The 11650-nt window shown below is 68.1% G+C and carries 12 protein-coding genes; 9 read left to right on the top strand and 3 right to left on the bottom strand.

Translation table 11 applies throughout. From position 1 onward, the window contains the following. Positions 1–19: 19 nt before the first annotated feature. Together mmsA and DSC45_RS06245 are read left to right on the top strand one after the other, a co-directional pair. Complete coding sequence (mmsA, locus tag DSC45_RS06250) at positions 20–1522, top strand: CoA-acylating methylmalonate-semialdehyde dehydrogenase (RefSeq protein ID WP_119288407.1); 1503 nt, start codon at positions 20–22, stop codon at positions 1520–1522. Positions 1523–1707: 185 nt separating this feature from the next. Further along, positions 1708–2571, top strand: a complete 864-nt coding sequence (locus DSC45_RS06245; RefSeq protein WP_162929155.1) for a collagen-like protein — start codon at positions 1708–1710, stop codon at positions 2569–2571. Positions 2572–2775: 204 nt separating this feature from the next. On the opposite strand, the gene DSC45_RS06240 is transcribed toward DSC45_RS06245, so the two are convergent. Next, on the bottom strand, positions 2776–3186 hold the full coding sequence (locus tag DSC45_RS06240) for an SRPBCC family protein (protein ID WP_119287914.1): 411 nt from the start codon (positions 3184–3186) through the stop codon (positions 2776–2778). A 347-nt stretch (positions 3187–3533) separates the two neighbouring features. Between DSC45_RS06240 and DSC45_RS06235 the strand changes: the two genes are divergently transcribed. After that, entirely contained in the window at positions 3534–4523 is a 990-nt protein-coding gene (locus DSC45_RS06235; RefSeq protein WP_205571258.1) for a hypothetical protein, read from the top strand. Positions 4524–4576: 53 nt separating this feature from the next. On the opposite strand, the gene DSC45_RS06230 is transcribed toward DSC45_RS06235, so the two are convergent. Further along, positions 4577–5335 carry an SDR family NAD(P)-dependent oxidoreductase gene (locus DSC45_RS06230; RefSeq protein ID WP_119287908.1) on the bottom strand — a complete coding sequence of 253 codons (759 nt, stop codon included), beginning with the start codon at positions 5333–5335 and terminating at the stop codon, positions 4577–4579. A 158-nt stretch (positions 5336–5493) separates the two neighbouring features. On the opposite strand from DSC45_RS06230, the gene DSC45_RS06225 reads away from it, so the two are divergent. Further along, the gene (locus DSC45_RS06225; RefSeq protein ID WP_119287906.1) at positions 5494–6141 is read left to right on the top strand and encodes a TetR/AcrR family transcriptional regulator; all 648 of its coding nucleotides are present in this window, start codon (positions 5494–5496) and stop codon (positions 6139–6141) included. Positions 6142–6720: 579 nt separating this feature from the next. Here the strand turns inward: DSC45_RS06225 and DSC45_RS06220 are convergent. Next, positions 6721–7188: an ATP-binding protein gene (locus DSC45_RS06220; protein WP_119287905.1), complete on the bottom strand. Its 468-nt coding sequence runs from the start codon at positions 7186–7188 to the stop codon at positions 6721–6723. 115 nt (positions 7189–7303) lie between these two features. Here DSC45_RS06220 and DSC45_RS06215 point away from each other — a divergent pair, with 115 nt between their 5' ends. The 5 genes from DSC45_RS06215 to DSC45_RS06195 all read left to right on the top strand — a co-directional run bounded on the left by DSC45_RS06215 (position 7304) and on the right by DSC45_RS06195 (position 11619). After that, positions 7304–8146, top strand: coding sequence for a helix-turn-helix domain-containing protein (locus tag DSC45_RS06215; RefSeq protein ID WP_119287904.1), 843 nt, complete (start codon positions 7304–7306; stop codon positions 8144–8146). After that, positions 8127–8387, top strand: a complete 261-nt coding sequence (locus DSC45_RS06210; protein WP_119287903.1) for a DUF397 domain-containing protein — start codon at positions 8127–8129, stop codon at positions 8385–8387. The genes DSC45_RS06215 and DSC45_RS06210 overlap by 20 nt, the downstream gene beginning before the upstream one ends. A gap of 401 nt (positions 8388–8788) precedes the next feature. Then, positions 8789–9628, top strand: a complete 840-nt coding sequence (locus DSC45_RS06205; RefSeq protein WP_162929154.1) for a hypothetical protein — start codon at positions 8789–8791, stop codon at positions 9626–9628. Between the two features lie 81 nt (positions 9629–9709). Continuing rightward, positions 9710–11191: a polymorphic toxin-type HINT domain-containing protein gene (locus tag DSC45_RS06200; RefSeq protein ID WP_162929153.1), complete on the top strand. Its 1482-nt coding sequence runs from the start codon at positions 9710–9712 to the stop codon at positions 11189–11191. Positions 11192–11220: 29 nt separating this feature from the next. Beyond that, positions 11221–11619, top strand: coding sequence for a hypothetical protein (locus DSC45_RS06195; RefSeq protein WP_162929152.1), 399 nt, complete (start codon positions 11221–11223; stop codon positions 11617–11619). Positions 11620–11650 lie beyond the last annotated feature (31 nt).

Below are 11650 nucleotides of genomic sequence, written 5' to 3'. Positions count from 1 at the left end.
AGCTTTCGACATGACCGGCATGACGAAGAACGTCAACCACTGGATCGGCGGCAAGTCCGTCGAGGGTGCCTCGGGAAACCAGGGCCCGGTCACCGACCCGGCGACCGGCGAGGTCACGACGCGGGTCGACTTCGCCTCGGTCGAGGAGGTCGACGCGGCGGTCGCCGCAGCCAAGGAGGCGTATGCCGACTGGGGCACCTCGTCGCTGTCGAAGCGCACGTCGATCCTGTTCAAGTTCCGCGCCCTGCTCGACGCCAACCGGGACGCCATCGCCGCGCTGATCACCGCCGAGCACGGCAAGGTCCACTCCGACGCCCTCGGCGAGGTCGCGCGCGGTCTGGAGATCGTCGACCTGGCCTGCGGCATCACCGTCCAGCTCAAGGGCGAGCTGTCCACCGAGGTGGCCTCCCGCGTCGACGTGTCGTCGATCCGGCAGCCGGTCGGAGTGGTGGCCGGCATCACGCCGTTCAACTTCCCGGCCATGGTGCCGATGTGGATGTTCCCGATCGCCATCGCCTGCGGCAACACCTTCGTGCTCAAGCCCTCCGAGAAGGACCCGTCGGCCTCCCTCAAGCTTGCCGAACTCCTCGCCGAGGCAGGCCTCCCGGACGGCGTCTTCAACGTCGTGCACGGTGACAAGGTCGCCGTCGACCGCCTCCTCGAGCACCCGGACGTGGCCGCCGTCTCGTTCGTCGGCTCCACCCCGATCGCCCGCTACATCCACACCACCGCCTCCGCGAACGGCAAGCGCGTCCAGGCCCTCGGCGGCGCCAAGAACCACATGCTCGTCCTGCCCGACGCCGACCTGGACGCAGCCGCCGACGCCGCCGTCTCCGCTGCCTACGGCTCGGCCGGTGAACGCTGCATGGCGATCTCCGCGGTGGTCGCCGTCGGCGCGGTCGGCGACGAACTCGTCGCCAAGATCAAGGACCGCGCCGAGAAGATCAAGATCGGCCCGGGCGACGACCCGTCCTCCGAGATGGGCCCGCTCATCACCGCCGCCCACCGCGACAAGGTCGCCTCCTACGTCGACGGCGCCGCCGCCGAGGGCTGCGAGGTCGTCCTCGACGGCACCGGCTACACCGTCGCGGGCCACGAGAAGGGCCACTGGATCGGCCTCTCGCTCCTCGACCACGTGCCCACCAGCGCGAAGGCCTACCAGGACGAGATCTTCGGTCCGGTGCTCAGCGTGCTGCGCGTGGACACCTACGAGGAGGGCCTGGCCCTCATCAACGCCTCGCCGTACGGCAACGGCACTGCGATCTTCACGCGGGACGGCGGCGCCGCGCGCCGCTTCCAACTGGAGGTCGAGGCCGGCATGGTCGGCGTCAACGTCCCGATCCCGGTCCCCGTCGGCTACCACAGCTTTGGTGGCTGGAAGGACTCCCTCTTCGGCGACCACCACATCTACGGCAACGACGGCACGCACTTCTACACCCGCGGCAAGGTCGTCACGACCCGCTGGCCGGACCCGTCGGACTCCCCGACGGGCGTGGACCTGGGCTTCCCGACCTCTCACTGATGCGTCTGGCGTGACGCCTGACGTGTGCTCCGGGAAGGGCCCCCGATCGTTCGCGGTCGGGGGCCCTTCCCATTCGAGGAAGCTGAGACTTTTGACGAACGCCAGCCGCGCATCTGTTGGGCCGATCGACGTACCCATTCGTGTCGAACAGTCGTATAACAGGCATCTCTTCTAATGTGCTGACCATGATCCATACACGAACCAGAGCCGCAATTGTTCTGCTCGCCGGCCTGACGGCGACGTCAGCCACGGTTGTGGAAGCGGCGTCAGCGGCCGCTGTGCCGGCCCAAGTTGTCGCGAAGATCGGGCAGAAGTCCCGTGCCCAGCCGACTACCGCGTCTGCGGCCACCGGTTCATTCCGTAGCGGTGCGCGGGTCGCGGTCGACTGCAAAGCGAAGGGTCAGAACGTCGCCGGAAACGCCGTCTGGTACAAGCTGAGCAGCGGCAAGGGCTGGCTCAGCGCCCGGTACACCAAGAACCTCGCGCCGGTGCCGACGTGCGGGGACGAGGACCACGGCAAGGTCGGCCCTCCCGGGCCTCCGGGACCCAAGGGCGACAAGGGTGACAAGGGAGCCCCGGGCGTCAAGGGAGATAAGGGGAACCCCGGCGCCCCGGGAGCTGACGGCAAGGACGGGGCCAAAGGCGAGCCGGGTAAGGATGGCGCCCCGGGAGCTGACGGCAAGGACGGGGCCAAAGGCGAGCCGGGTAAGGATGGCGCCCCGGGAGCTGACGGCAAGGACGGGGCCAAAGGCGAGCCCGGTAAGGATGGCGCCCCGGGAGCCAAGGGTGACGCCGCCACTGTGCGCTCAGTCGACGTCGCCGGAGAAGACGGCCCTGCCCAGCCCGGAACTCGCCTGGTGCTGAACGCTGAGTGTCCTGTCGGTTCACAGCTGGTCGGCCGGTACATCGAAGGATCGGGCGGCGATCAGGCCATTACCTGGACCGCCAAGAACGTGACCGACCGAGCTGTCGAATTCAGCGTGATCAATGAGGGCGATACGGCCCACACGGTCAGAGCGCACGTGACCTGCCTTCAGCCGGTGCCCTGAGCCTTAACCGGCCCGTGCTTCAGGTCGTGGAGCCCCCGGCGTTTGATCTTCACCAGGTCTCACGTTGGGGGCTCCGGCTCGACCCCAAGTCCGCCCGGCCGTACGTCAGATGACGTGAACGGTGATGTTGGGCAGGTCGCCGAACTGGGCCTTCGCATCGGTGGCTACTCGGCGCCGCTCCACCTGGCAGGCGAACTAGCCGGACTAGGCGGACTCCATCAGTTCCTTGAGTCGGTGCAGATCGGCGGCGACTGTGGCGGCGTCGCGCTCGAAGTCGGCGTCGCGCATCTGCGGCTGACGGCGAAGGGTGAAAACCACTTCGCTCCCCGCGCCGTCGGCGATGACGCGGACCGGGTTGTAGACGGTCTCCCCGGAGGGGAGCGTGACGTCGTGGTCGAGTACACCCAGCTCGTTGCTCGGAGCGAAGGTCACCACGACCCGTCCCATGGCGGCGGATTCTGCGACCCACTGATGGTCGATCCGCTCGATGGAGGTTCCCAGGCCGCTGGCCCAAGCGGGCAGGTTGGCTGGGTTCGACGCATAGGCGTAGACGTCGTCGACACCGCGGTCGATAGCGACGCTGAGGTGGCGTGATGCTGTGTCTGTGCTGGTCATGTCGGCGATGGTAGGGAGTCGCCGGATCGACTTCTTGAATGAATCGGACGTGCCGCCGCCCGGGTCTCGGAGCTCTCGACCCAGGTGTCGAGCGGTGTTTTGAGTGGAAAGGGTGGGAGGTTTTTCCCGCCCTCCCTCCAGGTCGACCTCGGCTGATCGAGACCGATCCGCGGCATTGTCACGGGTTCAACTGCCTTGCTGCGCAAGAGATGTGACATTTCGTGATCAGGTCGCGGCGGCGCGGGAAGTGTGTGTAGCGTTCGCCACAAGAAACGACCCCCGCCAGGTGCTACCAACACCTCCGGGGGTCTGACCACGAAGATCGACATGTACAGGAAAACGATCCCATGGCTGTTGCCAAGCTTATCTTTGCCGCGCCCTCCACCGCCCACCCCATGGCCGCATCCGGCTTCGGGAAGCAGTCCGTGCCAGGTCAGGGCCCACGGCGTAGAACCGACTTCGAGGCGTTGTCCCCGGTCGCTGCCGCCGTCGCGGCCTACGTCGACCGGCTGCCCGACGGCGCCGACATCTCCATCAAGGGCCTCGCCGCCCAACTCCCGCGCGGCCAGGCCGCGATCGGCACCGCGCTGCGTGAGCTGGCGCGGACCGGCCACCTGCGGCGCATCCGCGAGCGGGTGGCTGCGGACGGGGCGAGCCAGTGGGTGACCCGGACGCACTTCTCGCGGGTGGCGCGCGGTGACGACTGGTGGGGTGCGTACGTCGAGGGGCAGGACATGGGGGCCTGGTCTCCGGCTCCTCGGGGCGCCGAGGATGCGTACGGAGAGACGGCGGAACCCCGTACTCCCTCCGGCCCGGAGCCCCGTACCGCCGTCGACCACCGGACCCCGTCGGTGACACCGCCGCCGAGTGAGGCCTACTCCCTGCTCGCCGAAGTCGGCCTGGTGGACGTGCGGTTGAGCCTTTCGGCAGCCGACTGCACGGCCCTCGCCCCGCTGGTCGAGGACTGGCTGCGGCGTGGCGCGACCCGGGACCGCATCATGCACGTCCTCACCTCAGGCCTCCCGCCGGAAGTCCACTCTCCCCGCCGCGTGACCGAGATCCGCCTGACGGAAAAGCTGCCACCCGCCCTCCCGCCGCGACCGCCCGCCGTACGCATGCTCGAGTGCGTCACCTGCCGCGCCCCCGGCAGCCCGGAGGCACTCAGCGGCGGCGAATGCGCCGCCTGCCGCGGCGACCAGCCGCCGCAGCCACCTATGCCCGTGCGCCCCGAAGCAATCAGGCACTACGCGGCCGAGGCCCGCCGCGCCGCGAAGACTCCGCCCCACCCTTCACCGCCGCGCGGCGGCGACTTGGCAGCGAGTGGTCACGCGTCGTAGACCCGGCTGCGCCCGCTCGACCTCGTTGCGGCACACGGTGTGGGCCGGGGTGGCTACAACAGGGCGCCGCCGGATACTTCGAGGCGCTGGGCGGTGACCCATCGCAGGTCCTCGGAGGCGAGCGCGGCGATGGCGTCGGCGATCTCCTGCGGTTCGCCGACGCGGCCGAGCGCGGTCTGCGCGCCCAAGCCCTCGCGCATCTGCGCGTCGTCCCGCATGGCGCCGCCGTTGAAGTCCGTGGCGGTCGGCCCCGGTGCGATGGCGTTGACGCGGATCTTGCGCGCCCCCAGCTCCACGGCCAGGGTCCGGCTGAGGACCTCGACCGCCGCTTTGGAGGCCGAGTACACCGAGGTGCCGGCGCTGGTGTGGCGGCTGAGGGAGGACGAGACGTTGATGATCCGACCCCCGTCGGCCAGCACGGGCGCAAGCGCCTGGATGAGGAAGAACGTGCCGCGCACGTTGGTGTCCATCACCGCGTCGTAGTCGTCGAACGTGACCGCTTCCAGCGGTCCGAACAGCCCGATCCCGGCATTGTTGACGAGGACGTCCAGCCGGGTCGCGTCCCAGCGCTCCAGCTGCGCGGCCAGGTGGGAGGCGAAGGCGGGAAAGGAGGCCACGTCGCTGATGTCGAGGCGCAGTGCGGCGGCCGTGGCGCCGGCGTCCTGAATGCTCGTGACCGTCTCCTCGTCCTCCTGCGCGTCGCCGCGGTGGGTGACGATGACGCGCAGCCCGTGCCCGGCCAGCGACTGGGCCGTGGCCCGGCCAAGTCCGCGATTGCCGCCGGTCACCAATGCGATCTTGCCTGACTCCATGAGTGCTTCTTCCTGCGGGAGCGGAACGACGCCGGCGGTGGTGCTCCCGTGTTCCCGCCGGGCAGATGCGAGTCGAGTGACTCGCCTCCCTTTCCACGTAAACATCCACGCAATGGCGAGTCAAGTGACTCGCCTCGTGATGGAGGCATACTGGGCCCATGACCGCAGGACTCTCCGCGCACCATCGACGTCTCGCTCAGCGCAAGCGCGAGGCGATCACCGCCGCGGCCACGAAGCTGTTCCTGGAACGGGGCTACGACGGGACCTCGCTGGCGAAGATCGCGCAGGAGGCGGCCGTCTCGAAGTCCACGCTGTTCAAACAGTTCCCCACCAAGGCAGCGCTCTTCGAGGCCATCGTCACCGAGTACTGGAAGGGCGGGCCGGACCCGGCGGCGCCCGCGGCGCAGCCCGGTGACCTGCGCGCCGGTCTGAGCGCGACCGGCCGCCAGTACGCGGACCTGGTCGGCCGCCCCGCGATGGCGGCCCTCTTCCGCATCGTCATCGCCGAACTGCCGCGCTTCCCGGAACTGGGACGGGCTCAGTTCGAGCTGGGCAAGCTGCCCTACTTCATCTCCGTCCAGCACTACCTGGAGGCCGAGCACGCCGCGGACACTGCGGTGGTACCCGACGCGGAGAGCGCCACCAACCAGTTCCTCGGAATGATCGCCAACTACGTCCTGTGGCCGCGGATGCTGCTCGCCGACTGGAGCCCCGCGCCGGCCGACGTCGGCCACGCCGTCGAGGAGGCGGTCACCACGATGCTCGCCCGCTACGGCCGCAGCGCCGACGACCTGGGGCACTCCTGAGGGGCACGGCCACCCCGGAACGCTGCCGGAGTACAGGTCAGTGCCGGTGCGGCCTGCAGGCGTCATTCGTGGCGACGGGACCCGCCGGCGGGCGTGCCACCGCCGGGAACGTGGCCGGTGTCCCGACCGTCGCCGCGGCGGTGCTGGGGCGCGGCGGTGCTGGGGCGCGGCGCGGGCAGGGGGCAGGCGCTGCCGGCGGTTGCGGGCCCTGTCGGCATTCCCTCGGTCCCTTGGGCATTCCGCAAGCCTCCATAGCCGCACTTGCCGGCATCGGCCCGTGCTGGGGGGTGCTGTGCCGACGTTCGGAGGGGTAGGGGAGTAGCGGCAACCGGCTCCGGGGCGGATCGCTGACGTTCGGCCCGGGTTCCCGCCCAACTCCTCCCGGTGTAAGGCGAGTTCGCCGTCGTGGGTGGCGATCGCGCCAGGGTGTGCCGCCAGTGCGGGTCCGGGTCCAGGGTCGGTGTCCGTGTCGATGGCGGCCCACGTGTCGCGGTGGCCTCGTGCGCGAGGGTCGTACGGCTGACTGTGCGGGCCGTGCGGGCCGTGCGATACGCGAAGCCAACTGGGCATCTAACGCGCTTACTTGGGTGGCGCGGCACTCGGCTGCGGCACCGGTTCCTGACTGGCAGCCGTGACTTGGCCGGGCATCTGCGCACGGACCGTTTTGCCGGTGTGCGGGCGCAGGAACCACTCGACGCGGGTGCACAGCGCGCGCACGATGCTCAGACCGCGGCCGCACTCCGAGGTCGCCGTGCCTGTTGGGCCGAGGCCGGGCACTGGGTCGGAGACGTCCACGAGCAGGGTGCCGTTCTCGAGTACGGCAAGGCGCAGGACCAGAACGCGTCCGGGGCGGGCGGCGTGCCGCACGGCGTTGGTGACGAGTTCCGACACGACCAGCACGGCGTCCTCCACGTCACCCGACCAGCGCCAGACCGTCAGCAGCAGCCGGGTACGGGCGCGGGCCTTGCCCACGGAAGCGCCTCGCGGCGGGTAGTCGCCGGACCATTCGGTCACCACGGTCGGCTGAGTCGCCGATGTCCTGTTCACGGGCGTGCCCTTCGCTCGCTGAGTGTTGCTGTTCGTCACCTAGCGTGGTGAGGGTCGGGCTACGCTCGCCAGAGGCGTTGTGTCTACAACGTGAGTTGTTGGACGAGGAGTTGCCGTGCCCGCACCCAAGGACCTCGACCCTTCTGCGTCGCCGCGCGCGATGCTCGGAGCGGAACTGCGTCATGCGCGCGAGCGAGCGGGCCTGTCCCAGGATGCGTTGGGGGAGCCGCTCTTTGTCAGCGGTTCCTTCATCGGTCAGCTCGAAGCAGGGACCCGTCGCATTCAGCCGGACGTCGCTGTCCGACTCGACGAGATTCTCGGTACGCGTGGCTTCTTCGCTCGCAACGGGAAGGTGTCCGTCAGGTCGCAGCACCCGGACCATTTCGCTGAAGCGGCAGATGCGGAGGCGAGGGCCACCGAAATCCGTGACTATTCGGGCCTGTTGATCCCCGGACTCGTTCAGACGGAGGCGTACGCGCGAGCCGTCTTCCGCGCCTATCGGCCTACGGGCCCAGCGGCCGTGATCGACGGCCTGGTGGCGGCTCGGCTGGACCGGGCGCATCTGCTTACGGATCCAACGACCCCGTTGTTGGATGTCGTTCTGGACGAGGCGGCGCTACGGCGAAAGGTCGGGGGCGCCGGAGCCATGATGGACGCGCTCGGTCATCTCGTCGCCCTGATCGAGGCTCACCGCATCACAGCTCAGGTGATCCCCTTCGGGGAAGGTGCGCACAGCGCCATGGGCGGCTCCCTAAAGCTCATGTACTTTGCCGACGACCCGGCCTTCGTCTACTTCGAAGGCCCTGGGCAAGGGCGACTTGAGGATGATCCAGCGACTGTCGCTGCCTTCGAGCGGACCTACGCTCGGTTGTGGTCCGTCGCATCGTCTCCGCGCCACTCCCTGGCCTTGATTCAGTCCATCGCGGAGGATTACCGCCATGAGCATCAACACCCCTGAGAACTGGCGGAAGTCGAGCTACAGCGACGGCAGCGGCGGCAACTGCCTGGAGGTCTCCGACCGCTGGTGGAAATCGAGTCACAGCAGCGGCGACGGTGGCAACTGCCTAGAGGTTTCTGGTCACTTCCCTGCCGCTGACGCGCTCCGTGTCCGCGACTCCAAGACCGCCGTCGAGGGCGGCGACGTCCTTGCCTTCTCCGCTTCGGCGTGGACCGCCTTCGTCGCGGCGCTCAAGCCGTAGTTGTGGGCGAGCTCCTGGCGTAGCGCGCCACGCTTGACGGGCAGTGCAAGTGCCTCCGTGCCAGTTCGGTGCGGGGGCACTTTCGCGTGTCGGTGCCTGACCGCGCTCTGCGCCGGCGTCGGTCTCGTCCATGCCCCCGCCCGACACCTCACCCGCAGCCGCTCATGCCCATAGAGCCGTCCACCGCACCACGGACTATGTGATGCAACTCACGTACCGGAAGCCCGATTTGGGTCTGATTCGACGGTGCAGAGTTGATGGCCGCGTGGAATGATTCGCGAAAGCAATTATCAAATAGGCGAGATGTGCCCGAGTTTGTAATGTCCTGTCTCATTTCGGCCGCTTGATGTTCGCGTACGCAAGGCATTTTGGTTTACTGCTGAACTTTGGGAGTGGTGTGGGTGTTGGTCACGGCGGTACGGCGTGGGCTCGTCGCCTCGGTGGTCGTTCTGGCGCTGGGCGGTGGGGCCGTGGCCTGTGGCGGTTCGGGTGACGAGGACGCGAAGGCGGATGCTCCGGCGGCGAGTGAGCAGGGCCAGCAGGAGAAGGGGACGGAGAAGGAGAAGGAGGCCGCGGGCGACGGAGCGCCTGAAGCGTCGCCCGATGCAACGGAGCCGGGCGAGGACGCAACGAAGGTCACCGGCCCCCACCCCTCCACGGCGGACCTGGAGAAGGCGGCGGCCACGTCGGCCGACGTGAAGGCGGCCGGTTACACGGTGAAGAAGCCCAGTGCCTCCGACATGGAGGGGATGGGTGAGGAGAAGGCGAAGAAGCCGGCCTGCGCACCGCTGGCGGATCTGCTCGGCGGGTCGCCCACCACTCCGGAACCGGCCGCGAAGGTGATGCGCCAGCTGAACTCCACCGAGGCGGAGCCCAAGGACCGCGCCCCGGCCGTCTTCACCTTCCTGCTCTCCTACGGGGAGAAGGCGGGCGCGTCCTACGTCGACACCCTCAAGCAGTCCGTCGAGGCGTGCGCGAAGGGCTTCGACACGACCACGCCGTCCGGCGCGAAGGTCTACAAGAAGGCCGAGTTGATCGAGGCGCCGGCCCCGGATGCGGGCGATGAGGCCTTCTCGTACGAACTGGCCGGCGACCTCGGCGGGATGTCCGTCCCGCTCGACTTCCATGTCGTCCGCAAGGGCCAGACCGTCGCGGTCTTCTACGCGATGGGACTGGAGCCGGGCGCTCCCGCGAAGGTCCCGGGCGAGGCGGTCGAGGCTCAGGTGGCCAAGCTCAAGTAGCCGTTGCGGCGCGGGGAGGGGGACGTGATGCACGGCCATTCCAAGAGCGCGACGGCCATGCGCGGTCGCAGGCGGCGGCGCATGAACGGCCGCCGGCGGCGGGAAACTTGGGGGCACCGGATAGCGCGGCAGTTCGGAGTCGCGCACCTCGATCGCGGCGCGAGCATGGTCGAGTACGCGGGCGTTCTGGTGCTCGTGACGGCGATCGTCGTGTCCGTGATGGGCCTGTCGCTCGGCGACACGGTCGCGGAGAAGGTGTCCACGCAGGTGTGCCGCATCGTCGGCGGCGACTGCGCGGACGCCGGCGGCGCGCAGGCCGGCGGCAAGGACTCCCCGGTCACCGACGGGACGAACCCCGGCAACAGCAACAAGCAGGGCGACGGGGCGAAGCAGGCGGCGTCGAAGGAGGACGAGGAATACGCGGCTGCGCAGCGGGAGTTGGCGGCAGCGCAGAAGGCGTACAAGTCCGACAACGCGAAGGCGAAGCACGCCGCCGGTGAACTGGCCCGCATTCTGTCCGAGGAACTGGGCATCAAGGACGCCTTCGACTGCATCACCAAGGGCGAATCCTCGGCCTGCACGGAGACGGTACTGAACGTCCTGTCGTCCCTCGTGGGCGGAGCGGTCGGCAAACTCGCCAAGAAGTACGGCGTCCCCTGGAAATGGGACGAAGCCGCCGACCTGATCAAAACCCTCAAGAAGCACGGCGGCGACCTCTACTCCGGCATCAAGGGCCTGATCAAGAACAAGAAGCGCGTCGCCAAGGCCGAGGCGGCCCTGAAGAAGGCGGCGGCAAAGGCCTGCAAGCCCAAACACTCCTTCCTGCCCGGCACTTCAGTCCTCCTGGCCGACGGCCGCCGCGTCCCCATCGAGACCGTCGATGTCGGCGACAAGGTCCTGGCCACGGACCCGGCGACGGATACCACGGCAGCCCGCCCGGTCACCGGCACCATCACCACCCACGAAGACAAACACTTCACCCGCCTCATGGTCGGTGGCTCCGGCGCTGGTCCAGGCAACGAAACCCTCACTGCGACAGACACCCACCCCTTCTGGCTCCCGTCCGAGAATCGCTGGGCGGACGCAGGCGACATCACCACGGGCGACCGCCTCCGCACCGCCGAGGGCACATCCCGCGCCGTCACCTCTCTGTCCCGCTACACAAAGCGTCAGACCACCCACGACCTCACCGTCGCCGGTATCCATACGTACTATGTGCTGGCGGGCAGGACGACGGTCCTGGTGCACAATCAGAATTGCACCAAGCCAGCCAACCTCCCGGGGTGGCGGAAAGTGGACATAGATATAGATCATGTCCTCGACCGGCATACCGCAGCAGGTCGGACGTACAGGCAGAGCGGCATCAAGACCAAATTTCCGGACGGTATGTCCACGAAGAGGATCAAGTCGACCATTCGCCAGGCCTACAAGTCGTCCTCAATAGCAGGAAGATCGCAAGGGAATCGCGTCTTCCTTCGAGGGAAGGCGAATGGGCTCGACGTCGAGATGTGGGTCAACAAGAAGACCCGCATGATTGAAACCGCCTATCCGGTTTGGAAGTGAGATTGTTGGGTTTCGAGGTGTACTGCGACGTGCACTCGCTCGATCGGGCCAGGTCGGGTGCCATCTGGGGAGACATTTGGGTCGACATGTCTGGATACGCCTACCCGGAATCTCACTGGAATGACATGGCGGTGGCACTCCTCGTTGAACTACTGGACGCGGTTGAATCGCTCGATGGGGCTTCGGATAAACAGGCAAGGGTGAGGTTCTTCGACGGTCCGTTCTGGATCGACCTGGCCGGTCGCGGCGATGGTGCATTGCACCTCTCAGTCAGAATCGATGGCGTCGAGCGACAGGAGGCTGTCGACTTGGGCGAGTTGCGTGAGTCGTTGAAACGCGTGGGAGGCGAGTTGGCCACTGCCTGCGTGGGGCGCGGATGGGGCGACGAGCAGGAGGTCCGGCGTTTGCAGGCCAAGTCGAAGGAATAGACCGCCCCAGGAGCTGTCCGCTGAAGCACCT

Origin of the sequence: Streptomyces sp. YIM 130001 (assembly GCF_003574445.1) — a bacterium.
GTDB lineage: Bacteria > Actinomycetota > Actinomycetes > Streptomycetales > Streptomycetaceae > Streptomyces.
Note: the sequence above shows the minus strand (reverse complement) of the source record. Positions and strands in the feature narration are given on the sequence as shown.

Excerpts from the sequence above, each read along its gene's own strand:
- DSC45_RS06225 (WP_119287906.1), top strand. The coding sequence starts at position 5,494 with ATGACCGCAGGACTCTCCGCGCACCATCGACGTCTCGCTCAGCGCAAG.
- DSC45_RS06230 (WP_119287908.1), bottom strand. The coding sequence starts at position 5,335 with ATGGAGTCAGGCAAGATCGCATTGGTGACCGGCGGCAATCGCGGACTT.
- DSC45_RS06245 (WP_162929155.1), top strand. The coding sequence starts at position 1,708 with ATGATCCATACACGAACCAGAGCCGCAATTGTTCTGCTCGCCGGCCTG.
- DSC45_RS06200 (WP_162929153.1), top strand. The coding sequence starts at position 9,710 with ATGAACGGCCGCCGGCGGCGGGAAACTTGGGGGCACCGGATAGCGCGG.
- mmsA (WP_119288407.1), top strand. The coding sequence starts at position 20 with ATGACGAAGAACGTCAACCACTGGATCGGCGGCAAGTCCGTCGAGGGT.
- DSC45_RS06240 (WP_119287914.1), bottom strand. The coding sequence starts at position 3,186 with ATGACCAGCACAGACACAGCATCACGCCACCTCAGCGTCGCTATCGAC.
- DSC45_RS06235 (WP_205571258.1), top strand. The coding sequence starts at position 3,534 with ATGGCTGTTGCCAAGCTTATCTTTGCCGCGCCCTCCACCGCCCACCCC.
- DSC45_RS06210 (WP_119287903.1), top strand. The coding sequence starts at position 8,127 with ATGAGCATCAACACCCCTGAGAACTGGCGGAAGTCGAGCTACAGCGAC.